The organism is Haemophilus sp. SZY H68, from assembly GCF_018829685.1.
Taxonomy (GTDB): Bacteria; Pseudomonadota; Gammaproteobacteria; order Enterobacterales; family Pasteurellaceae; genus Haemophilus; species Haemophilus haemolyticus_K.
Map to the genome: position 1 here is coordinate 14,449 of NZ_JAHKKB010000005.1, position 23,184 is coordinate 37,632.

Here is a 23,184-nt window from a genome sequence, read left to right on the forward strand (position 1 = left end):
TTTTATTATTAGTTTAATGTAATAAAAAAGGAGCATAGCTCCTTTTTATTTGTAACTTTTAGTCGTCAAGGAAACTTCTTAATGTTTCTGAGCGGCTCGGATGGCGTAATTTACGTAACGCTTTTGCTTCAATTTGACGAATACGTTCGCGTGTAACGTCGAATTGTTTACCCACTTCTTCAAGCGTATGATCGGTATTCATATCGATACCAAAACGCATACGTAATACTTTTGCTTCTCGTGGTGTTAGGCCTTCAAGAACTTCGTGAGTCGCAACTCTTAAGCTTTGTGCTGTTGCAGAATCTAAAGGAAGTTCTAAGGTTGAATCTTCAATAAAATCACCTAAATGTGAGTCATCGTCATCACCGATAGGCGTTTCCATAGAAATTGGCTCTTTTGCAATTTTCAATACCTTACGGATTTTATCTTCCGGCATACCCATGCGTTCAGCTAATTCTTCTGGCGTTGCTTCACGTCCCATTTCTTGTAGTAACTGGCGAGAAATGCGGTTAAGTTTATTGATTGTTTCAATCATATGTACCGGAATACGGATTGTACGAGCTTGGTCTGCAATAGATCGTGTAATTGCTTGGCGAATCCACCAAGTCGCATATGTAGAGAATTTATAACCACGGCGATACTCAAATTTATCTACCGCTTTCATTAAGCCAATATTCCCTTCTTGAATTAAGTCTAGGAATTGTAAACCGCGATTCGTGTATTTTTTCGCGATGGAAATTACTAAACGCAAGTTAGCTTCTACCATTTCTTTTTTGGCACGACGAGCTTTTTGTTCACCTCGGGAGACTGCATCACAAATATCGCGCATTTGGGTAATGGTAAGTTTCGTATTTTCTTCAATGTTAGCTAAGTTGTTTAATGCCTCAAGAATACGTTCTTCATATTTTGGTAAGCGTTTTGCCCATGATTTGCTTGATTTTAAGGCTTTTTGTACCCATTCAGTATTGCTGCCATTAGTTGTAATGAGTTTTTCAAAATCATCTTTTGGCATTCCAGCAATATCAACTAATATTTTTTGTAATTGGCGTTCTTCATAGCGCACACGTTTCATCATTTCTTTCATTGATAAAACGAGTAAATCGAATTGTTTTGGTACTAAGCGGAATTGTTTAAAAATTTCACCAAGCAGTACGATTTGATCCTGGGCTCGTTTTCCTGAGCGACCATGTTTTTCAATAACAGCAAGCGTTTTGGTATGCTGGTCTTTTAACTGTTGGAATTTTTCTCTCGCGACCTCTGGATCGATGCTATTATCAGATTCGCTTGAATCTGATGTAGATTCTGATTCGCTTTCGTCTTCATCTTCATTATCTTCAACGTCCGCACTTTCTGATTCTTCTCCGTCTTCAGAAAAGTTTTCATCAATGACATTATGTTCTTCTATTTCGGCATTTGGATCGACAAAACCTGTAATTAAGTCAGCTAAACGGAAGTTTCCTTTTTCCACATCATCATAATTTTTTAGCAACCCATTTAAAGCTTCAGGATAGGCTGCAATGGATGTTTGAACTTCATCAATTCCTTCTTCAATACGTTTTGCAATGCTGATTTCATCTTCACGAGTAAGAAGATCAACGGTTCCCATTTCACGCATATACATACGGACAGGATCGGTTGTTCGACCGATTTCAGATTCTACATTTGAAAGAATTTGGGTTGCCTCTTCCACCGCATCTTCATCCGGAATGGTGTCATTCAACATCATCTCATCGCTTTCAGGGGCTTCGTCCAAAACCGGAATCCCTGCATCATTTTGCAGCGTTTGTAGCAACTTATCGTAATATTCAGGGTCGATGACATCTTCTGGTAATAAATCATTAATTTCTGCATAGGTTAAATAACCTTGAGTGCGACCTAATTCCATCAGTTGTTCAATTTGTTCTGAATATTGTTCAGCTGTAGATTGTTGATTTTTTTCCATTTTTATATCCGTTTTGCTTGATGTGATAGTAGCAATATAATTCTTGTTACAAACTTAGAATTTTATCATTGTTATTGCGGATTAACTAACTGTTTTTTCTGCTGTTCTTTACCCGCTAAAAGGTGAACGAGCACTGTTTTTTCCTCGTTAGTAAGTCCTTCAGCTCGTTCTTTAGCAATAAGCATTTCAATATCCCGCTCAATGGCTTGAATATTTAAGCGGCGATAGTTTTGTGAAAATGCATTGATTATTTCTGCTTCGTCTAATAAATGATCCCAAGTTGCCAGTATTTCAAGAGGATTGTTGTAAGGCGTATCACGGAAGTGCTCTAAAATCTGCCCTGTCGTAATCCCTTCTCGTTGGCGACAAAGTGCGGTCAATTTTTCCAGAATTTCAAAACCAGCTTCTGCACGTAATGCTTGCACACCGCTTTCAGACATTCTTTTCACTAATTCAGGATTTTGAAGAAGCAATGAAATGACCATTCGCATTGGTGTCTTCTTGATTTTATTATTAGCAACTTTTTGTTGTGTGTCAGTTTGTTCTAATTGTTTTGGAATAAGATTTTCTAGCTGAGTTTGATCAAAAATCCCAAGTTTCTGAGCAAGCATATTGCGTAGTGATAAGCGCAGCATTTCCCCTGGAATTTGGCGAATTAACGGTGCAGCCAGAGCAACTAATTTTCCGCGCCCTTCTTTGCTAGAAAAATCAACTTGTGGGCTTAAGTGAGCAAACATAAACTCGCTTAAAGATTGTGCACTTTCGATATATTCTTCAAATTTTTCTTTGCCATATTGGCGAATGTAAGTATCAGGATCTTCTCCCTCTGGTAAGAAAATAAATTTGAGTTGTCTGCCATCTTCTAAATAAGGCAACGCATTTTCTAATGCTCGCCAAGCCGCATCACGCCCTGCACGGTCACCATCGTAACAACAAACAACTTGCTCAGTCGAACGAAAAATAAGTTGAATTTGTTCTGATGTTGTGGACGTACCTAAAGAAGCGACCGCATAATCCACGCCAAATTGTGCTAATGCCACCACATCCATATAACCTTCAACAACAAGTAATTGTTTTGGTTCATCGTTGGCTTGTAAGGCTTCATACAAACCATAAAGCTCGTTACCTTTATGATAAGTAATGGTTTCTGGCGAATTCAGATATTTCGGTTTTTCATCTGTTAATACCCGCCCTCCAAAAGCCACTGTGCGCCCACGTTTATCGCGAATTGGAAACATAATGCGATTTCGGAATTTATCGTAAATATTGCCACGATCATTTCGAGAAAGCATGCCTAATTCAATGAGTTTTTGTTGTTCTTCGCGATTGACACCAAATTTACGTAATACCGTATCCATTGCATTCGGTACAAACCCAATTTGGAAACGCTCAATAATTTCAGCCGAAAGCCCACGTTGTTGTAAATATTCTTGCGCTTGCGTATTTAATGGCAATTGGCTTTGATAAAACTTGGCAATCTCTTGCATTAATTCATAGAGATTTCGTTTGGTTTGATAATTAGCTTGAGGTTTCCCGCTGTTATTAGCGCGTTTTTCGTAAGGAACTTCAAGCCCTGCCATCGCTGCAAGTTCTTCAATAGCCTCTACAAATTCAAGTTTGTCATAATCCATTAAAAAGGAAATGGCATTACCATGTGCGCCACAGCCGAAGCAATGATAAAACTGTTTCTTTTGACTAACCGTGAAGGATGGTGTTTTTTCGTGATGGAAAGGGCAGCAGGCTTGATAATCGCGGCCAGCTTTTTTTAGTTTTACGCGCGTGTTAATCACATCGACAATATCGGATTTTGTTAGCAAATCATCAATAAAGGGGCGTGGAATAGAACCTTTCATTGTCGAGCCTCCGTGATCGTGGTGTGAAAGTGCGGTCGTTTTTGGCGTAGATTTTTGTTTTGCTTAAAGTAACAAAACCGTGAGTCCAAAGGATTCACGGTTTGTCTTAACTCGAGTCAGAAAATACTATAAATTAGTATAAACGGGTATTGCGCGCGTTTTCGCGAGCGTTGCGTTTTGCGTGACGTTTTGCAAGTGTTGCATTTTCACGTTTACGAATTGTAGTTGGTTTTTCGTAAAATTCGCGAGCGCGTACTTCAGCTAAGATTCCCGCTTTTTCGCAAGAGCGTTTGAAACGACGTAAAGCTACGTCAAATGATTCGTTTTCACGTACTTTAATTACAGGCATAAGCCAATCACCTCAATGAGTTTAATTTAATTGCAATTTAAAATTTTATTTTCACCAAAGCACCACTGTGCAAATGGTAAATTTAATAAAGGACGCAATTCTAATCTACTTTTAGGGAAAAAGTAAAGGAAAGAATGCCAATTCACCTTAATATTTGTGGTTTCAACTGGTTAAAACCGCTTAAACAGGGTAAAATCGCGCAACATTTTAGGTAATAAATTAAGAAAATCAATGAAAATCTTAGGCATTGAAACCTCGTGTGATGAAACGGGCGTAGCAATTTATGATGAAGAAAAAGGATTAATTGCTAATCAACTTTATACTCAAATTGCCCTACATGCAGATTATGGTGGTGTGGTTCCTGAATTAGCATCGCGCGATCATATTCGTAAAACAGCTCCTCTCATTAAAGCTGCGCTAGAAGAAGCTAGGTTAACGGCAAGCGATATTGATGGCGTGGCTTATACGAGTGGTCCAGGGCTTGTCGGCGCATTGCTTGTCGGCGCTACGATTGCGCGTTCTTTAGCTTATGCGTGGAATGTTCCTGCGATTGGTGTTCATCATATGGAAGGGCATTTACTTGCGCCAATGCTTGATGAAAATTCACCGCACTTTCCTTTTGTCGCTTTGTTAGTATCGGGTGGTCATACTCAATTGGTACGTGTAGATGGTGTAGGAAAATATGAAGTGATTGGTGAATCCATTGATGACGCTGCAGGTGAAGCCTTTGATAAAACAGCAAAATTACTTGGACTAGATTATCCTGGTGGCGCGGCACTTTCTCGTTTAGCAGAAAAAGGCACGCCAAATCGTTTCACATTTCCACGTCCAATGACAGATCGTGCAGGCCTTGATTTTAGTTTTTCTGGTTTAAAAACGTTTGCTGCGAATACGATTAATCAAGCAATTAAAAACGAGGGTGAACTAAAAGAGCAAACTAAATCAGATATTGCTTATGCTTTCCAAGATGCGGTGGTGGATACCCTTGCTATTAAATGTAAGCGCGCATTAAAAGAAACTGGCTATAAACGTTTAGTGATTGCGGGGGGAGTGAGTGCAAATAAAAAACTCCGAGAAACGCTTGCGCACTTAATGCAAAATTTAGGTGGTGAAGTGTTTTATCCTCAACCTCAATTTTGTACAGATAATGGTGCCATGATTGCTTACACAGGTTTTTTACGTTTAAAACAAGGTCAGCATAGCGATCTGGCTATTGATGTTAAGCCTCGTTGGGCTATGACGGAATTACCAGCAATTTAGGAGAAAAAATGGCGAAACTCTACTTCTATTACTCCACAATGAACGCTGGAAAATCAACGACGTTGCTACAATCTTCCTATAACTATCGTGAGCGCGATATGAACACAGTAGTTTATACGGCTGCGATTGATGACCGTTTTGGCGTGGGGAAAGTCACATCGCGTATTGGCATTTCGCAAGATGCTTTTTTATTTCGCTCGGAAACCAATTTGTTTGATGAAATCAATGAGCACTTAAAAAAAGAAAAAGTGCATTGTGTGCTGGTGGATGAAGCTCAATTTCTTAGCAAGCAACAAGTTTACCAGTTGAGCGATGTCGTCGATAAACTCAAAATCCCTGTGCTTTGTTATGGCTTGCGTACAGATTTCCAAGCGGAACTTTTTGAAGGAAGTAAATATTTACTGGCTTGGGCAGATCAACTCGAAGAATTAAAAACAATTTGTTATTGTGGCCGTAAGGCTAATTTTGTTTTGCGCTTAAATGATCAAGGCGAGGTTATTAAAGAAGGCGCGCAAATTCAAATTGGCGGCAATGACTCTTACCTTTCTGTTTGCCGTTTACATTATAAAGAAAAGTGCGGTCAACTTTAAATTAGTTTTCAAACACAACACTATAAGGATAATTTTATGTTACAGAATAAAACATTTGGGAGTGCACTAATTATTGCAGGCACAACCATTGGAGCAGGTATGCTTGCTATGCCGCTTACATCAGCGGGCATGGGCTTTGGTTATACCGTGTTATTGCTCGTTGGCTTGTGGGCTTTGTTGGTTTACAGTGGATTGTTGTTTGTAGAAGTGTATCAAACAGCGGATCAGTTGGATGATGGTGTTGCCACGCTAGCTGAAAAATATTTTGGCGTTCCGGGACGAATTTTAGCAACGTTGAGTTTGTTAATTTTACTTTATGCGCTTTCAGCCGCTTATATTACGGGTGGTGGATCTTTACTTTCAGGTTTGCCAACTGCTTTTGGAATGGAGGCGATGTCGCTTAAAACCGCGATTATTATCTTTACTGTGGTATTAGGTTCTTTTGTCGTTATAGGAACGAAAGGCGTGGATGGTTTAACTCGCGTGTTATTTATTGGTAAGTTAGTCGCCTTTGCTTTTGTGCTATTTATGATGCTTCCCAAAGTATCAACAGATAATTTAATGGCATTGCCTTTGGATTATGCTTTTGTGGTTTCTGCTGCACCGATATTTTTCACCTCTTTCGGTTTCCACGTCATTATGGCGAGTGTAAATAGCTACTTAGGTGGAAGTGTAGAAAAATTTCGTCGTGCTATTTTGATTGGTACCGCGATTCCATTAGCCGCTTATCTTGTATGGCAGTTAGCAACTCATGGTGTATTAAGTCAAAGTGAATTTGTGCGTATTTTACAAGCTGACCCAACGCTAAATGGTTTAGTGAATGCAACACGTGAAATCACAGGTTCTCATTTTATGGGGGAAGTAGTGCGCGTGTTCTCATCACTCGCTTTAATTACTTCATTCTTAGGCGTAATGCTTGGTGTGTTTGAAGGCTTAGGTGATTTATTCAAACGCTATCATTTGCCAAATAATCGCGTTGTATTAACCATTGCCGCATTTTTACCGCCACTTGTATTTGCATTGTTTTATCCTGAAGGATTTATTACTGCATTAAGTTACGCTGGTTTGTTGTGTGCGTTCTATTGCTTAATTTTACCAATTGGCTTGGCATGGCGTACACGTATTGAAAATCCAACATTGCCATATCGTGTTGCTGGCGGTAATTTTGCTTTGGTGTTTGCGTTATTGATTGGCGTGGTGATTATGGTCATTCCATTTTTAATTCAATGGGGATATTTACCGGCCGTAGCGGGGTAATGTGAAGAAAAGTAACTCAATGTGGTTCTTTTTATAGATAAAAGTGCGGTGAAAAATTTCAGTTTTTTGATAATAAAAATAAGCTCAAAATTAACCGCACTATTTTAGAAGATAATAAGTCATATTTCAGTTGCTTTAAAAATTACAATTTATCTGAATGATGAATCATCACAAAGCGTTCCCAAAGCTGTTCTTCGGTTTCTTGATGTTCAGGATCGGGCTTAATACAGTTAGTGATTGGGCAAACTTTTTGACAGGTTGGGGTATCGTAATGGCCGACACATTCTGTGCAAAGTACAGGATCGATCACATAAATCTCATCGCCAATGGAAATGGCTTCGTTCGGGCATTCTGGTAAGCACATATCGCAGTTGGTACATTTGCTAGTGATGAGTAATGCCATTGTGATCCTTAATAGAAAGTTGAAAGCCGCGAATTATAGCTGACAAAAACTTGATTGACAAAAACTAAACAAAATTTATGAAAAAACTCACTTCCTCCCTTTCTCTTATTGTCCTCGTTGTATTAGCAATTTGGCAGTATTTTAACGATTCAACCAAAACTAAAAATCAATCATCTCCTCCCGTAATCGAACAGACTAAGCAAACAAAAGTATCTGAGTCTAAATTTGAGCCTCAATTTGAGACAAAGCGGATGGACATTGAAAAAAGTGCGGTGAAAAATCCGAATGTTTTTGCCAATTATGATGTGATTATGAGCGATGATCCTATCGGGCAAAATGCAAAGGCGCCTGTCGATTATTATATGTTGGCATTATCTTGGTCGCCTGGATTTTGTGATATTCAGCGTGAAAAATATGGTAATCAGTTGCCTTTCTCCTCTCAATACCAATGTGGAAGTAACCGCACTTTAGGTTGGGTCGTTCATGGATTATGGCCTCAAAATGCAAATGCACTTTCGGTGACGGATCATCCACGTTTTTGCAAGGGCGATTTACCAGCCTTGCCAAAAGATTTATTAGCACGATATTTGTCTATCTCACCAGGTGAACAATTATTGCAAGGTGAATGGGAAAAACATGGTAGCTGTGCATTTGATTCTGCCCAGCAATATTTTGCTAAGGAGCAGGAATTATTTAGCTCGTTAAAATTACCTAATCAAAATTTAAGCCGTAATGAACTTTTTCGTTGGATGAAACAACATAATCCACAATTAAAAAATGCTTATTTAGGTGCAAGCCGAAACGAATTATTCATTTGTTATGATAAAAAATGGCAGGTAATGAATTGCCAAAGCAAATAAGAATTTCTTTGATCTAAATCGTTACAACCTAGCGCGAAGTAGGTATAATACGAAAAGTTTTCAATTTTAATTTTAACTTAACAAGAGGATAGATTATGTCAGTAATCAAAATGACCGATTTAGATTTAGCCGGTAAACGTGTATTTATCCGAGCGGATCTTAATGTGCCAGTAAAAGATGGCAAAGTGACCTCAGATGCGCGTATTCGTGCGACCATTCCTACTTTAAAATTAGCCTTAGAAAAAGGCGCGAAAGTGATGGTAACTTCTCACTTAGGTCGTCCAACTGAAGGTGAATTCAAACCAGAAGATTCTTTACAACCAGTTGTTGATTACTTAAAAGACGCAGGCTTTAATGTTCGTTTAGAACAAGACTATTTAAACGGCGTAGATGTTAAAGAAGGTGAAATTGTTGTTTTAGAAAACGTACGTGTGAACAAAGGTGAAAAGAAAAACGATCCAGAATTAGGTAAAAAGTATGCTGCACTTTGCGATGTATTTGTAATGGATGCGTTTGGTACCGCTCACCGTGCTCAAGCATCAACTTACGGTGTTGCAGAATTTGCACCAATCGCTTGTGCGGGTCCATTATTAGCCGCTGAGTTAGATGCATTAGGTAAAGCCTTAAAAGAACCCGCTCGCCCAATGGTGGCTATTGTTGGTGGTTCTAAAGTTTCCACTAAATTAGAAGTATTAAATTCTCTTTCAAAAATCGCTGACCAAATTATTGTGGGCGGTGGTATTGCAAATACTTTCATTGCGGCAGCAGGCCATAATGTAGGTAAATCTTTATATGAAGCTGATTTAATTCCAGTTGCGAAAGAATTAGCAGCAAGCACAGATATTCCTGTGCCAGTTGATGTGCGTGTAGGTTTAGAATTCTCTGAAACGGCATCCGCAACAGAAAAAGCAGTAAACGAAGTGAAAGATGAGGAATCTATTTTTGATATTGGTGATAAATCTGCAGAACAATTAGCAGAAATCATCAAAAATGCAAAAACCGTTTTATGGAATGGCCCAGTTGGTGTGTTTGAATTCCCTAACTTCCGTAAAGGGACTGAAATCATTTCTCACGCAATTGCAAACAGCGATGCATTCTCTATCGCAGGTGGTGGTGATACATTAGCGGCTATTGATTTATTCGGTATTGCAGACAAGATCTCTTACATTTCAACGGGTGGTGGTGCATTCTTAGAATTCGTAGAAGGAAAAGTATTACCAGCAGTAGAAATTCTTGAAAAACGTGCGAAAAATTAACCGCATTTTTCCTATGTGACATATCGATGGCGAGTATTAAAAATGTCGCCATCGATAAAAAGTCAAAAAAATTCTCCAATTGTGGGTTTGTCCCGCTAAACATAAAAAGGAAACACAAGTATGGCTAAATTATTAGATATCGTGAAACCTGGTGTCGTAACAGGTGAAGATGTGCAAAAAATCTTTGCTTATGCAAAAGAGCATAACTTTGCTATTCCAGCAGTAAACTGCGTGGGTTCTGACTCAGTTAATGCCGTGTTAGAAACTGCTGCACGCGTAAAAGCGCCAGTTATTATTCAATTTTCTAACGGTGGTGCAGCGTTCTATGCGGGTAAAGGTATTAAACCTGCAAGCGGTGCTCGTCCTGATGTACTTGGTGCGATTGCTGGAGCGAAACACGTTCATACTTTAGCTAAAGAATACGGTGTTCCTGTTATTCTTCACACTGACCACGCAGCGAAAAAATTACTTCCATGGATTGATGGTTTACTTGACGCAGGTGAAAAACACTTCGCAGAAACTGGCCGTCCATTATTCTCTTCTCACATGCTTGACCTTTCTGAAGAGCCAATGGAAGAAAATATGGCAATCTGCCGTGAATACCTTGCTCGTATGGATAAAATGGGGATGACCCTTGAAATCGAAATCGGTATTACTGGTGGTGAAGAAGATGGCGTAGATAATTCTGGTGTTGATGAGTCTCGTTTATACACTCAACCATCTGACGTGCTTTATGTTTACGACCAATTAAATCCAGTAAGCCCTAACTTTACCGTTGCTGCTGCATTCGGTAACGTACACGGTGTTTACAAACCAGGTAACGTAAAATTAAAACCATCTATTTTAGGTGCATCACAAGAGTTCGTTGCGAAAGAACGTAATCTTCCTGCAAAACCAATTAATTTCGTCTTCCACGGTGGTTCTGGTTCTAGCCGCGAAGAAATCCGCGAAGCAATTAGCTATGGTGCAATCAAAATGAACATTGATACCGATACTCAATGGGCATCTTGGAATGGTATTTTGAATTTCTATAAAGCAAATGAAGCTTATCTTCAAGGTCAATTAGGTAACCCAGAAGGTCCAGATGCACCAAACAAAAAATACTACGATCCACGTGTTTGGTTACGTAAAATGGAAGAATCTATGTCTAAACGCTTAGAACAATCTTTCGAAGACTTAAATTGTGTTGATGTTTTATAATCCACAAAAATAACATAAAATACGACCGCACTTTCAAGTGCGGTTTTTTTATTTTAGCGGAGAAATTATGGAAAAGATCTTAGTTATTCGTAACGATAAATTAGGCGATTTTATGCAAGCATGGCCCGCTTTTGCTATGCTGAAGTTATCGAATCCTTCTTTAAAATTAACCGCTCTTGTTCCGAGTTACACTGCGCCTTTAGCGGAAGTTTGTCCGTTTATTGATCATGTCATTATTGATAGCAAAAAAAATGATAAAACGGATTTCAAACGTCTTGTGCAGGAAATCAAAGCGCAGCAGTTTGATGGAATGATTAGTTTTTTTTCCAATACCCATAATGGAAAACTCGCTTGGAAAAGTGGGATTAAATATCGTCTCGCGCCAGCAACGAAATGGGTTCAAATTCTCTATAATCACCGCCTAATACAACGTCGTTCTCGTTCTGAAAAATCGGAAGCTGAATACAATCAAGATTTAGTCCGCGCTTTTTTGCACAAGCATAATATGCCAGTTGTTGAACCTAAACCGCCTTATTTAACCTTTGAGAAAAGTGCGGTGGAAAATCAACGTGTTTTCTTGCAAGAGAGTTTAGGACTTTCCGCAAATAAAAAATGGATCTTTGTACATAGCGGTTCTGGTGGTTCAGCTACGAATCTTTCTTTAGCGCAATATGCGGATTTAATTAAAGGCTTATTGGCTGAGTTTGATTGTAATGTTGTGCTGACTGCAGGACCTGGCGAAAGTGAAAAGGCCCATGAGTTAGCTAATCTAGTTAATGATTCACGCGTAGTTATTTACGATAAGAATAAAGGTTTAGTGGATTTTGCGCATTCTTTGGCTTGTGCGGATTTATTTATTGCGGGATCTACTGGTCCATTGCATTTGAGTAGTGCGTTTAATATTCCAACTATCGGATTTTATCCAAATAGTCGTTCTTCTCAGCCGAGACGCTGGAAACCGATTAATGATGTCGATAAGCATCTTGCATTTTGTCCACCCGCGGGAAAAGAGACTCAAATGAATCTAGGTTTAATTTCAATAAATAATGCTTTAGTAACCATTTTCCCCTTTGTGAGAAAAATGTGGGCATTGAGCAATGATGTTTAAGCAAATCTGAACTATCCATCCTATACTGGCGGCAAAAATAATTGTTCCTAAACCGACGGTGCCACCAAGGATAAACCCTAGAATACAAACAAAGATTTCAATGCTTGTTCTGACGATGCTCACTTTTAAATAAAATCTTTGACAGAAACCAACCATTAATCCATCCCTTGGACCCGCGCCTAAATGGCAGGTAAGATATAGGGCTGTGCCTAAGCCATAAAGTAATAAGCCTACCGTACCATATAATAGTTGTTCTGCTAATGAGCTTGGTGTGGCCAGTATTTTTGTTGTGAGACCAAGGAAAAAAGCAATAATAACGATATTAAGTAGAGTGCCCAATCCTAATCGAAGTTTTAGTGGAAACCAAGCTATCATTACGATACAACTGATAAAAAATGATGCCCAACCGATGCTCATATTAGTTTGTATTGCAATGCCTTGTGAAAGCACCGTCCAAGGTGTTGAACCTAAATTCGAAAGCACGATTAATCCATCGCCGATACCAAGGATTGATAAGGCAAAGATCAAAACTGACAATGTTTTGATGTCCAACGACCAAAGAGATGTCGCCGCCCAAGATGTATGGGGAATAACACGTACTTTTTTCTTCATAAAATATCCTTTTAATTCTTGCCATAATAAAAGGAAATGTAGAAAAAATGAAACAATTTAATGTTCTATTTTAGAACTGTATCTTATAGAAATACATGACTATTTGTATCAATATTAATTTCTAAAACTGTGATCTTACTCACATTTTGAAAATTGTTTAATATCTCTCCATTTCGTACAATATGCCCAATTCTTAATGGGAGAAAATTATGTTAGCAACACTTCAAGATATTCTCGATACGGTTAAAGCCAATAATCTGACTTATCATCAAAAATTAATGACATTAGGCAATATTGCTGAGCGTTTATTTGATCCTCGCGATTTGCTTGGCTATACCGATGAAGAATGGGGCTTTTTACAGAATCAGATGATTTGTGATTTATGTGAAGGTTACGCTATTTATCGTCCTCGCTATATCCTGCCTGATTACAATGTGTATATCCAAAAAGGCTGCGAATTTTTAGAGTTGCCGCCACCAAAAGATCTGGATGAAGCACTTGATGGATTATTGATTCTTTATTCCCACGTGCCATCCATTACAACTTATCCTGTTTATGTTGGTCGTCTTGATGTATTGCTCGAACCTTTCATTACTGATGAAGAAAAAGACTATATAAAAATTAAACGTTTCTTAAATCATATCGACAAAACTGTGCCTGATTCATTTTGTCATGCCAATATTGGGCCTTATGATACGAAAGCGGGTCGCTTGATTTTACGTGCAGTGATTGAGCTTGAAGCGCCAACACCGAATATGACCATTCGTTATGATAAATCCAAAACGAGCCGTGAGTTTGCTGAACTTGCAGCAAAAGCCTGTTTATTAGTTTCCAAACCATCTTTTGCGAACGATGCTTACTATATTTCTGATCTAGGTGAAGAATATGGAGTAGCAAGTTGCTATAACGCACTGCCTGAATGTGGCGGTGCCTACACATTAACACGTTTACGTCTAGGGACGATTGCTCGCGCGTGTAAAAGTGCGGATGAAATGCTGAATGAATTATTACCACGTGTGGCGAAATGTGCTCTTTCAACCATGGATAAACGCCATAAGTTTGTAGTGGAAGAAAGTAATTTCTTTAACAGTTCATTCCTCGAAAAAGAAGGCTTTATCAAACGCACTAATTTTACGGGGATGTTCGCAATTGTGGGCTTGGCAGATGCAGCAAACCACTTATTGCAATGTGAAGGCTTAAATGAAACCTTTGGTAAGAGTGCTCGCGGTGATGAAATTGCGACAGCAATTATGGATAAACTTAAAGAAATCACTGATGCTCATGAAGGGGTTTATGCTGAACGCACTGGCAATCGTTATTTATTACATGCGCAAGTTGGCGCAAGTAACCACGAAGAAGACAAACGTAACGCACCGGCTCACCGTATTCGTGTAGGCGAAGAACCAACGTTACTTGCACATTTAAAACAGTCTGCGCCGTTCCATAAATATTTCCCATCTGGTACAGGGGATTTATTCGCCTTTGATCAAACCTATGTGGATCACTGCGATGCAGTGGTGGATATTATTGATGGTGCATTCTCTTTAGGCTATCGCTACATTACCACCTATTTGAAAAATACGGATTTAATTCGCGTTACAGGTTATTTGGTGAAGAAAAGCGAAGTTGAAAAATACCGTAAAGGCGAAGTCGCATTACGCGACACAACCTGGTATGGCTCGGGTACGGATGAATGTGCCAACGTGTTTGATCGCCAATTGCGCGATGAAAAAGATGTCACCGCTGAAAAATAATTGGAAAAATGACCGCACTATCTGAGATTTTTGTGCCGTTGCATCGGATTATTCCTTTTTCAAATGTAGAAGGGCAAGGCAATCGTTCGAGTATTTTTCTGCAAGGTTGCAAGTTAAATTGCTTGTATTGCCATAATCCGGAAACTATTCCTCGTTATACGGAAAATGCGAAATTGGTTAGTTTGCAGTATTTGTATGAACAGGTTATGGAGGCAGTTCCATTTATTCGCGGCGTAACAATTTCAGGTGGTGAACCGACTATCCATCATAAAAAACTCGTTCCGCTATTTGAGGCTTTACGTTCACAAGGATTAACCTGTTATTTGGATAGTAGCGGCTTTTTTGAGTTTGATCGTATTCGTTCGTTAATCGATGTCACTGATAAATTTTTATTTGATCTGAAAGGAGAGGGCGCTGGTTTACAAACGCTCTGTTTTGACCGACAAAATAAAGAAGGCATTGTACCACAGCAAGTGATACCACAACGTTTACACATAAAAAACGATAAACTGGAGCGAAATTTACAAAATTTGGCTGCCTTGTTACCGTTAAATAAAGTGGAAGAAGTGCGGTTAGTTTTTTTAAAGCATTTTTTTGATGCTGAACATTTAGTGGGAAAAGTTGCGCTACTTTTACGAAATTATCCTGATGTGGCATTAAAAATTATCCGTGTGCATAGTAAAGGTGCGCGCGATGAAACTGGGTTATCAACGCACATTCCAAGTGCGGAAGAAACTAATGCATTGGCTGCTTATGCGCGTCAATGTGGAATTAACAAGGTTTTGACTATTTTGTAGTCGCTTACAAGAAAGTGCGGTGAAAATTCGCCGACTTTTTGTGAGAAAACAAGTAGAATAAGCCGATTTTTTTATTAACTTAACCAATCTAGGGGAATCAAATGAGTGTGTTAAGCAGCATTTTGGGAATGGTCGTATTAATCGCTATTGCCGTGTTACTTTCCAATAATCGTAAAGCGATTAGTATCAGAACCGTGCTCGGGGCGTTAGCAATCCAAGTTGGATTTGCCGCCCTTATTTTATATGTGCCAGCAGGTAAACAAGCACTTGGTGCAACTGCTGATGCCGTATCAAATGTTATTGCTTACGGTAACGAAGGTATTAACTTTGTATTTGGTGGTTTAGCTGATCCAAGCAAACCTTCAGGTTTCATTTTTGCAGTGAAAGTATTACCAATTATTGTGTTCTTCTCTGGCTTAATCTCAGTGCTTTATTATCTTGGCATTATGCAAGTGGTAATTAAAGTATTAGGTGGTGCATTACAAAAAGCATTGGGTACGTCAAAAGCAGAATCCATGTCAGCTGCTGCGAACATCTTCGTAGGTCAAACTGAAGCACCATTGGTGGTTCGCCCTTACATTAAAAATATGACCCAATCTGAATTATTTGCCATCATGGTGGGTGGTACGGCGTCTATCGCGGGTTCAGTAATGGCGGGGTATGCTGGAATGGGCGTGCCATTGACATACTTAATCGCTGCGTCATTTATGGCGGCTCCAGCAGGTTTGTTATTTGCGAAATTAATGTTCCCACAAACAGAACAATTCTCTGATAAACAACCAGAAGACAATGATTCAGAAAAACCAACTAACGTACTTGAAGCAATGGCGGGCGGTGCGAGTGCAGGTATGCAACTTGCGTTAAACGTAGGTGCAATGTTAATCGCATTCGTTGGTTTAATTGCATTAATTAACGGTATTTTAAGTGGCGTTGGTGGCTGGTTTGGCTATGGCGACGTAACTTTACAATCTATCTTTGGTTTAGTTTTCAAACCATTAGCATATTTAATCGGTGTAACTGACGGCACTGAGGCCGGTATCGCAGGACAAATGATCGGGATGAAATTAGCCGTTAACGAATTCGTAGGTTATCTTGAATTTGCAAAATACTTACAACCAGATTCTGCGATTGTATTAACTGAAAAAACTAAAGCAATTATTACTTTCGCACTTTGTGGTTTTGCTAACTTCAGCTCAATTGCAATCTTAATCGGTGGTTTAGGTGGAATGGCGCCAAACCGTCGTAGTGATGTGGCACGTTTAGGCTTGAAAGCGGTAATCGCAGGTACTTTAGCAAACTTAATGAGTGCAACGATTGCTGGCTTGTTCATCGGACTTGGTGCTGCAGCGCTTTAATTCTCGGATAAGTGCGGTGAAAAATGACCGCACTTTTTATTTTTACATTTGAAAAAAGGAAGGAAAATTATGACTCCACATATTAACGCGCCTGAAGGTGCATTTGCTGATGTTGTTTTAATGCCAGGCGATCCACTTCGTGCAAAATACATTGCAGAAACGTTTTTGCAAGATGCAGTAGAAGTAACAAATGTTCGTAATATGCTTGGTTTTACTGGGACTTATAAAGGTCGTAAGATTTCTATTATGGGCCACGGTATGGGGATTCCATCTTGCTCTATTTACGCGAAAGAATTAATCACTGAATACGGTGTGAAAAAAATTATCCGTGTAGGTTCTTGTGGCGCTGTTCGTATGGACGTAAAAGTACGTGATGTGATTATCGGTTTAGGTGCATGTACTGATTCAAAAGTAAACCGTATTCGTTTCAAAGATAGCGACTTTGCAGCTATTGCTGACTTCGATATGGCACAAGCCGCTGTTCAAGCTGCAAAAGCAAAAGGCAAGGCTGTTCGTGTCGGTAACTTATTCTCGGCAGATTTATTCTATACGCCTGATGTTGAAATGTTCGATGTAATGGAAAAATACGGCATCTTAGGCGTGGAAATGGAAGCTGCCGGAATTTATGGTGTGGCTGCAGAATATGGTGCGAAAGCCTTAACGATTTGTACTGTGTCTGACCATATTCGTACACATGAACAAACCACAGCAGAAGAACGTCAATTAACATTCAATGATATGATTGAAATTGCGTTGGATTCAGTATTAATTGGTGATGCACAATAATTTCTTATAGTGGATTTAAGAAGTGCTTGAAAAACAACCGCACTTTTTATATAATCCGCACCCATTATGAGCCGTTCGCGGCTCATATTTTTGTGTGGTGCAATGAATGTTGTACTGAAAATTATCGGGGAGCTATTTAATAGCGTTATTACCCAATTAGAGGAAAACTAAAATGGCAAAAAAAGTCCAAGCCTACGTTAAGTTGCAAGTTGCAGCTGGTATGGCAAACCCATCACCACCAGTTGGTCCTGCATTAGGTCAACAAGGTGTGAACATCATGGAATTCTGTAAAGCATTTAACGCTCGTACTGAGAGCTTAGAAAAAGGTTTACCAATTCCGGTTGTTATCACTGTATATGCAGACCGTTCATTTACTTTCGTAACTAAAACTCCACCAGCAGCAGTATTATTGAAAAAAGCTGCAGGTATCAAATCTGGTTCTGGTAAACCGAACAAAGATAAAGTGGGTAAAGTAACTTTAGATCAAGTTCGTCAAATCGCTGAAACTAAAGCAGCAGATATGACTGGCGCGACTATCGAAACCAAAATGAAATCAATTGCTGGTACTGCTCGCTCTATGGGCTTAGTGGTGGAGGAATAATACGATGGCTAAATTGACTAAAAAAATGAAAGCAATCAAAGCTGGCGTAGATTCTACTAAAGCATACGAAATCAACGAAGCGATCGCAGTATTAAAACAATTCGCAACCGCTAAATTCGTTGAAAGTGTTGACGTTGCAGTAAACTTAGGTATCGATCCTCGTAAATCTGACCAAAACGTTCGTGGTGCAACTGTATTACCACACGGTACTGGTCGTGAAGTACGCGTAGCTGTGTTCACTCAAGGTGCTAACGCAGATGCAGCTAAAGCAGCTGGTGCTGATTTAGTAGGTATGGAAGATTTAGCAGAGCAAATCAAAAAAGGCGAAATGAACTTTGATGTTGTTATCGCTTCTCCTGATGCAATGCGTGTTGTTGGTCAATTAGGTCAAGTATTGGGCCCACGTGGTTTAATGCCAAACCCTAAAGTTGGTACCGTAACACCAAACGTTGCTGAAGCAGTTAAAAATGCTAAATCTGGTCAGATCCGTTATCGTAATGATAAAAACGGTATCATCCACACCACTATCGGTAAAGCAAACTTCTCTGAAGTTCAATTAAAAGAAAACCTTCAAGCATTATTGGCTGCTTTAAACAAAGCAAAACCAACTACTGCTAAAGGTATCTTCATCAAGAAAGTAAGCATCTCTACCACTATGGGTGCAGGTGTTGCTGTTGATCAAGCTTCTTTATAATTTAAAGAATTGATAGATTTTAAACCGCACTTTTTGAAAGTGCGGTTTTTTATTTTATAAAATTTCTCCATAAGTTTTAAACTTGACGAGAAAGCTGCATTCATTTAAAATTTACCGCCTTAAAATTAGCAAAGATTTAGATTGATTTTTAATCAATTTTGACCTTTTATTGTTTAATTTAACCGTGTTTTTGATAGAAAGCACATCCATGCAATGGCAGATTCACCGTTATTTGTCGTTGTTTTGCTCAAGTTGTCGTCCTATGTAATTTGAGTTGTCACCCCACTACAGAAGTAAGGTTCAGAGTGCGGTCATTTTAACGGTCATTCACGTCACAGTTAGTTTGTGGCTAGGTCACTGAACAGTTAGCAGAGGAAAACCAATGGGTTACTCCTATTCTGAAAAAAAACGAATTCGTAAAGATTTCGGTAAACGTCCGCAAGTTTTAAATGTTCCTTATTTATTAACCATTCAGTTGGATTCTTTTGATAAATTTATTCAAAAAGATCCTGAAGGTCAGCAAGGTTTAGAAGCGGCATTCCGTTCTGTATTCCCTATTGTAAGCAATAATGGCTATACAGAATTACAATATGTAGATTATCGTTTAGAAGAACCTGAATTTGATGTACGTGAGTGCCAAATTCGTGGATCAACTTATGCAGCAGGCTTACGTGTAAAATTACGTTTAGTGAGCTACGATAAAGAATCTTCTTCACGCGCAGTTAAAGATATTAAAGAAAATGAAGTTTATATGGGTGAAATCCCATTAATGACTGATAATGGTACTTTCGTAATTAATGGTACCGAGCGTGTTATCGTTTCACAATTACACCGTAGTCCAGGCGTATTCTTCGATTCTGACAAAGGTAAGACCCATTCTTCAGGTAAAGTACTTTATAACGCACGTATTATCCCTTACCGTGGTTCTTGGTTAGATTTTGAATTCGATCCAAAAGATAACTTATTTGCACGTATTGACCGTCGTCGTAAATTACCGGCAACAATCATTCTTCGTGCATTAGGCTACACCACTGAAGAAATCTTAAACTTATTCTTTGATAAAATTACCTTTGAAATCGCTGGCGATAAATTGTTAATGACTTTAGTGCCAGAACGTTTACGTGGTGAAACGGCTTCTTTTGATATTGAAGCAAATGGCAAAGTTTATGTTGAACGTGGTCGTCGTATTACCGCACGCCATATCAAAGCATTAGAAAAAGATAAAATTTCGCAAGTTGTTGTACCTTCTGAATATATTTTAGGTAAAGTTGCATCGAAAGATTATGTTGATTTAGAGTCTGGCGAAATTATTTGCCCTGCAAATGGTGAGATTTCTTTAGAGACTCTTGCAAAATTAGCACAAGCAGGTTACACCACGATCGAAACTTTATTTACTAATGATTTAGATTACGGTCCATATATTTCTGAAACGCTACGTGTAGATCCAACTTATGACAAAACAAGTGCGCTTTACGAAATTTATCGTATGATGCGTCCAGGTGAACCACCAACACCAGAATCTTCAGAAGCGTTATTCAATAATTTATTCTTCTCAGCAGAACGTTATGATTTATCTGCCGTGGGCCGTATGAAATTCAACCGCTCTTTAGCTATCGCAGAAGGTGAAGGTTCAGGCATTTTAAGCAATGAAGATATTATTGCGGTAATGCGTAAATTGATCGACATCCGTAATGGTCGCGGCGAAGTGGATGATATTGACCACTTGGGTAACCGTCGTATCCGTAGCGTAGGTGAGATGGCGGAAAACCAATTCCGTATTGGTTTAGTTCGTGTAGAAAGAGCGGTGAAAGAACGCTTATCTTTAGGTGATTTAGATGCAATCACACCGCAAGACTTAATTAATCCAAAACCAATTTCTGCAGCGGTGAAAGAATTCTTTGGTTCTTCACAACTTTCGCAATTTATGGACCAAAATAACCCATTATCAGAAGTCACGCACAAACGTCGTATTTCTGCATTAGGTCCAGGCGGTTTAACTCGTGAGCGCGCAGGCTTTGAAGTTCGTGACGTACATAATACTCACTATGGTCGTTTATGTCCGATTGAAACCCCAGAAGGTCCAAACATCGGTTTGATCAACTCACTTTCTGCTTTTGCACGTACTAATGATTATGGTTTCTTAGAAACCCCATATCGTAAAGTAGTGGATGGTCAAGTTACCGAAGAAATTGAATACTTATCTGCAATTGATGAAGCAAACTATATCATTGCACAGGCAAACTCAAATTTAGACGAAAATAACCGTTTTACTGATGCCTTTGTTACTGCGCGTGGTGAACGTGGTGAATCAGGTTTATATAAACCTGAAGATATTCACTATATGGACGTTTCGACACAACAGGTGGTATCTGTTGCGGCAGCATTAATTCCATTCCTTGAGCACGACGATGCGAACCGCGCGTTAATGGGGGCGAACATGCAACGTCAAGCAGTTCCAACATTACGTGCTGATAAACCATTAGTTGGTACAGGTATGGAAAAACCAATCGCACTTGACTCAGGTGTTGCGGTTGTTGCAAAACGCGGTGGTACAGTTCAGTACGTCGATGCTTCTCGTATCGTTATTAAAGTAAATGAAGATGAAACCATTGCAGGTGAAGCGGGTATTGATATTTATAACTTAATCAAATATACCCGTTCTAACCAAAATACTTGTATTAACCAAATTCCTTGTGTGAATTTAGGCGATCCAATCAATCGTGGTGAAGTATTAGCTGATGGTCCTTCTACTGATTTAGGTGAGCTTGCATTAGGTCAAAATATTCGCGTGGCGTTCATGCCTTGGAACGGCTATAACTTTGAAGATTCAATGTTAGTTTCCGAACGTGTTGTTCAACAAGACCGTTTCACTACCATCCATATTCAAGAATTATCTTGTGTTGCCCGTGATACTAAGTTAGGTGCAGAGGAAATTACAGCGGATATTCCAAACGTGGGTGAGTCAGCGTTAAGCAAACTTGATGAATCTGGTATTGTTTATGTTGGTGCAGAGGTTAAAGGTGGCGACATTTTAGTGGGTAAAGTCACCCCTAAAGGTGAAACCCAATTAACCCCGGAAGAAAAACTTTTACGTGCAATCTTTGGTGAAAAAGCTTCTGATGTGAAAGATTCTTCATTGCGTGTACCAAATAGCGTAACGGGTACGGTAATTGATGTTCAAGTCTTCACTCGTGATGGCGTGGAAAAAGACAAACGCGCACTAGAAATTGAAGAAATGCAATTAAAACAAGCGAAAAAAGACCTTTCTGATGAATTAGAAATCTTGGAAGCCGGCTTATTCGCACGTGTTCGTAATCTTCTTATCTCTGGTGGTATTGATGTTGCTCAATTAGATAAATTAGAGCGTTCAAAATGGTTAGAACAAACCATTGCAGATGAAGAAAAACAAAATCAATTAGAACAGCTTGCAGAGCAATACGAAGAACTTCGTAAAGAGTTTGAACATAAACTTGAAGTGAAACGTAAGAAAATCATCAAAGGTGATGATCTTGCACCGGGCGTGTTAAAAGTGGTTAAAGTTTACCTTGCTGTGAAACGTCAAATCCAACCAGGTGATAAAATGGCGGGTCGTCATGGTAACAAAGGTGTTATCTCGAAAATTAACCCAGTTGAAGATATGCCATACGATGAGAATGGCCAACCAGTTGAGATCGTATTAAACCCATTGGGCGTACCATCTCGTATGAACATTGGTCAGATCCTTGAAACCCACTTAGGTTTAGCAGCGAAAGGTATTGGTGATCAAATCAATGCAATGCTTAAACAAAAACAAGAAGTGGAAAAATTACGTGGTTATATCCAAAAAGCGTATGACTTAGGTAATGGCTCACAAAAAGTGGATTTAAGTACCTTCACAGATGAAGAAGTATTGCGTTTAGCTGAAAATCTACGTAAAGGTTTACCAGTTGCGACACCAGTATTTGATGGTGCAGCAGAAGCTGAAATTAAAGAGTTATTAAAACTTGGTGGATTACCAACTTCAGGTCAAATCACTTTATATGATGGCCGTACCGGTGAGAAATTCGAGCGTCCAGTAACAGTAGGTTATATGTACATGCTCAAATTGAACCACTTAGTTGATGACAAAATGCATGCTCGCTCAACGGGTTCTTATAGCCTTGTTACACAACAACCATTGGGTGGTAAAGCTCAATTCGGTGGTCAACGTTTCGGTGAGATGGAGGTATGGGCACTTGAAGCATATGGCGCAGCTTACACCTTACAAGAAATGTTAACGGTAAAATCTGATGATGTGAATGGTCGTACGAAGATGTATAAAAACATCGTAAGTGGTAACCAACACATGGACCCAGGCACACCGGAATCTTTCAATGTAATTATGAAAGAAATCCGCTCACTTGGTTTAAATATCGAGTTAGACGAAGAGTAATCAGTAGGGGAGTGAAGAATTTATGGTTCACTCGCCCTACGAAAGAAAAATCGCCGAAGTGCGGTGGAAAAACATCGAAATTTTTAACCGCACTTT

The 23,184-nt window shown here is 39.2% G+C and carries 19 protein-coding genes; 14 read left to right on the plus strand and 5 right to left on the minus strand.

The window, feature by feature from the left end; translation table 11 throughout:
* Positions 1–58 precede the first annotated feature (58 nt).
* The 3 genes from rpoD to rpsU all read right to left on the minus strand — a co-directional run bounded on the left by rpoD (position 59) and on the right by rpsU (position 4,144).
* Positions 59–1,942 (minus strand): RNA polymerase sigma factor RpoD, encoded by a 1,884-nt coding sequence (gene rpoD, locus KP712_RS08055; RefSeq protein ID WP_048952884.1) that lies wholly within the window; start codon positions 1,940–1,942, stop codon positions 59–61.
* Positions 1,943–2,013: 71 nt separating this feature from the next.
* Entirely contained in the window at positions 2,014–3,795 is a 1,782-nt protein-coding gene (gene dnaG, locus KP712_RS08060) for a DNA primase (protein WP_065264929.1), read from the minus strand.
* 133 nt (positions 3,796–3,928) lie between these two features.
* Entirely contained in the window at positions 3,929–4,144 is a 216-nt protein-coding gene (rpsU, locus tag KP712_RS08065; protein ID WP_005627632.1) for a 30S ribosomal protein S21, read from the minus strand.
* Between the two features lie 231 nt (positions 4,145–4,375).
* On the opposite strand from rpsU, the gene tsaD reads away from it, so the two are divergent.
* The 3 genes from tsaD to KP712_RS08080 are packed head-to-tail and all read left to right on the plus strand — an operon-like array spanning position 4,376 to position 7,251.
* Positions 4,376–5,404 (plus strand): tRNA (adenosine(37)-N6)-threonylcarbamoyltransferase complex transferase subunit TsaD, encoded by a 1,029-nt coding sequence (gene tsaD / locus KP712_RS08070; RefSeq protein WP_048952886.1) that lies wholly within the window; start codon positions 4,376–4,378, stop codon positions 5,402–5,404.
* An 8-nt stretch (positions 5,405–5,412) separates the two neighbouring features.
* Positions 5,413–5,994, plus strand: a complete 582-nt coding sequence (locus tag KP712_RS08075; RefSeq protein ID WP_046942645.1) for a thymidine kinase — start codon at positions 5,413–5,415, stop codon at positions 5,992–5,994.
* Between the two features lie 36 nt (positions 5,995–6,030).
* Positions 6,031–7,251, plus strand: a complete 1,221-nt coding sequence (locus KP712_RS08080) for an aromatic amino acid transport family protein (protein ID WP_065264928.1) — start codon at positions 6,031–6,033, stop codon at positions 7,249–7,251.
* 142 nt (positions 7,252–7,393) lie between these two features.
* On the opposite strand, the gene KP712_RS08085 is transcribed toward KP712_RS08080, so the two are convergent.
* On the minus strand, positions 7,394–7,654 hold the full coding sequence (locus KP712_RS08085) for a YfhL family 4Fe-4S dicluster ferredoxin (RefSeq protein WP_005627640.1): 261 nt from the start codon (positions 7,652–7,654) through the stop codon (positions 7,394–7,396).
* 77 nt (positions 7,655–7,731) lie between these two features.
* On the opposite strand from KP712_RS08085, the gene KP712_RS08090 reads away from it, so the two are divergent.
* From KP712_RS08090 to KP712_RS08105, 4 genes are all read left to right on the plus strand, one after another.
* Positions 7,732–8,514, plus strand: a complete 783-nt coding sequence (locus KP712_RS08090; RefSeq protein ID WP_111407916.1) for a ribonuclease HI — start codon at positions 7,732–7,734, stop codon at positions 8,512–8,514.
* 95 nt (positions 8,515–8,609) lie between these two features.
* Positions 8,610–9,770 (plus strand): phosphoglycerate kinase, encoded by a 1,161-nt coding sequence (gene pgk / locus KP712_RS08095; RefSeq protein ID WP_065264926.1) that lies wholly within the window; start codon positions 8,610–8,612, stop codon positions 9,768–9,770.
* 120 nt (positions 9,771–9,890) lie between these two features.
* Entirely contained in the window at positions 9,891–10,970 is a 1,080-nt protein-coding gene (gene fbaA / locus KP712_RS08100; protein ID WP_005639380.1) for a class II fructose-bisphosphate aldolase, read from the plus strand.
* A 67-nt stretch (positions 10,971–11,037) separates the two neighbouring features.
* The gene (locus KP712_RS08105) at positions 11,038–12,078 is read left to right on the plus strand and encodes a glycosyltransferase family 9 protein (RefSeq protein ID WP_048952890.1); all 1,041 of its coding nucleotides are present in this window, start codon (positions 11,038–11,040) and stop codon (positions 12,076–12,078) included.
* Here the strand turns inward: KP712_RS08105 and KP712_RS08110 are convergent.
* Positions 12,022–12,690, minus strand: coding sequence for a YitT family protein (locus KP712_RS08110; protein WP_048952891.1), 669 nt, complete (start codon positions 12,688–12,690; stop codon positions 12,022–12,024). The two genes, KP712_RS08105 and KP712_RS08110, sit on opposite strands and share 57 nt — an antisense overlap.
* Before the next feature lie 209 nt (positions 12,691–12,899).
* Between KP712_RS08110 and KP712_RS08115 the strand changes: the two genes are divergently transcribed.
* From KP712_RS08115 to rpoB, 7 genes are all read left to right on the plus strand, one after another.
* Positions 12,900–14,444, plus strand: coding sequence for a YjjI family glycine radical enzyme (locus KP712_RS08115; RefSeq protein ID WP_048952892.1), 1,545 nt, complete (start codon positions 12,900–12,902; stop codon positions 14,442–14,444).
* 8 nt (positions 14,445–14,452) lie between these two features.
* Positions 14,453–15,241: a 4Fe-4S cluster-binding domain-containing protein gene (locus KP712_RS08120; protein WP_111407914.1), complete on the plus strand. Its 789-nt coding sequence runs from the start codon at positions 14,453–14,455 to the stop codon at positions 15,239–15,241.
* 101 nt (positions 15,242–15,342) lie between these two features.
* Positions 15,343–16,596, plus strand: coding sequence for a NupC/NupG family nucleoside CNT transporter (locus KP712_RS08125; protein WP_005633049.1), 1,254 nt, complete (start codon positions 15,343–15,345; stop codon positions 16,594–16,596).
* A gap of 69 nt (positions 16,597–16,665) precedes the next feature.
* Complete coding sequence (gene deoD, locus KP712_RS08130) at positions 16,666–17,382, plus strand: purine-nucleoside phosphorylase (RefSeq protein ID WP_111407913.1); 717 nt, start codon at positions 16,666–16,668, stop codon at positions 17,380–17,382.
* Positions 17,383–17,554: 172 nt separating this feature from the next.
* Entirely contained in the window at positions 17,555–17,983 is a 429-nt protein-coding gene (gene rplK / locus KP712_RS08135) for a 50S ribosomal protein L11 (RefSeq protein WP_005630840.1), read from the plus strand.
* A gap of 4 nt (positions 17,984–17,987) precedes the next feature.
* Positions 17,988–18,677, plus strand: a complete 690-nt coding sequence (gene rplA / locus KP712_RS08140) for a 50S ribosomal protein L1 (RefSeq protein WP_009500432.1) — start codon at positions 17,988–17,990, stop codon at positions 18,675–18,677.
* A gap of 382 nt (positions 18,678–19,059) precedes the next feature.
* Positions 19,060–23,088: a DNA-directed RNA polymerase subunit beta gene (rpoB, locus tag KP712_RS08145; RefSeq protein ID WP_215770809.1), complete on the plus strand. Its 4,029-nt coding sequence runs from the start codon at positions 19,060–19,062 to the stop codon at positions 23,086–23,088.
* The last annotated feature ends 96 nt before the right edge of the window (positions 23,089–23,184 follow it).

Bases quoted from the DNA above. Each gene is read 5' to 3' on its own strand.
- rplA (WP_009500432.1), top strand. From the start codon at position 17,988: ATGGCTAAATTGACTAAAAAAATGAAAGCAATCAAAGCTGGCGTAGAT.
- KP712_RS08080 (WP_065264928.1), top strand. From the start codon at position 6,031: ATGTTACAGAATAAAACATTTGGGAGTGCACTAATTATTGCAGGCACA.
- pgk (WP_065264926.1), top strand. From the start codon at position 8,610: ATGTCAGTAATCAAAATGACCGATTTAGATTTAGCCGGTAAACGTGTA.
- rplK (WP_005630840.1), top strand. From the start codon at position 17,555: ATGGCAAAAAAAGTCCAAGCCTACGTTAAGTTGCAAGTTGCAGCTGGT.
- KP712_RS08125 (WP_005633049.1), top strand. From the start codon at position 15,343: ATGAGTGTGTTAAGCAGCATTTTGGGAATGGTCGTATTAATCGCTATT.
- KP712_RS08120 (WP_111407914.1), top strand. From the start codon at position 14,453: ATGACCGCACTATCTGAGATTTTTGTGCCGTTGCATCGGATTATTCCT.
- tsaD (WP_048952886.1), top strand. From the start codon at position 4,376: ATGAAAATCTTAGGCATTGAAACCTCGTGTGATGAAACGGGCGTAGCA.
- KP712_RS08085 (WP_005627640.1), bottom strand. From the start codon at position 7,654: ATGGCATTACTCATCACTAGCAAATGTACCAACTGCGATATGTGCTTA.
- dnaG (WP_065264929.1), bottom strand. From the start codon at position 3,795: ATGAAAGGTTCTATTCCACGCCCCTTTATTGATGATTTGCTAACAAAA.
- rpoB (WP_215770809.1), top strand. From the start codon at position 19,060: ATGGGTTACTCCTATTCTGAAAAAAAACGAATTCGTAAAGATTTCGGT.
- rpsU (WP_005627632.1), bottom strand. From the start codon at position 4,144: ATGCCTGTAATTAAAGTACGTGAAAACGAATCATTTGACGTAGCTTTA.
- deoD (WP_111407913.1), top strand. From the start codon at position 16,666: ATGACTCCACATATTAACGCGCCTGAAGGTGCATTTGCTGATGTTGTT.
- KP712_RS08090 (WP_111407916.1), top strand. From the start codon at position 7,732: ATGAAAAAACTCACTTCCTCCCTTTCTCTTATTGTCCTCGTTGTATTA.
- KP712_RS08075 (WP_046942645.1), top strand. From the start codon at position 5,413: ATGGCGAAACTCTACTTCTATTACTCCACAATGAACGCTGGAAAATCA.
- KP712_RS08115 (WP_048952892.1), top strand. From the start codon at position 12,900: ATGTTAGCAACACTTCAAGATATTCTCGATACGGTTAAAGCCAATAAT.
- fbaA (WP_005639380.1), top strand. From the start codon at position 9,891: ATGGCTAAATTATTAGATATCGTGAAACCTGGTGTCGTAACAGGTGAA.
- rpoD (WP_048952884.1), bottom strand. From the start codon at position 1,942: ATGGAAAAAAATCAACAATCTACAGCTGAACAATATTCAGAACAAATT.
- KP712_RS08105 (WP_048952890.1), top strand. From the start codon at position 11,038: ATGGAAAAGATCTTAGTTATTCGTAACGATAAATTAGGCGATTTTATG.
- KP712_RS08110 (WP_048952891.1), bottom strand. From the start codon at position 12,690: ATGAAGAAAAAAGTACGTGTTATTCCCCATACATCTTGGGCGGCGACA.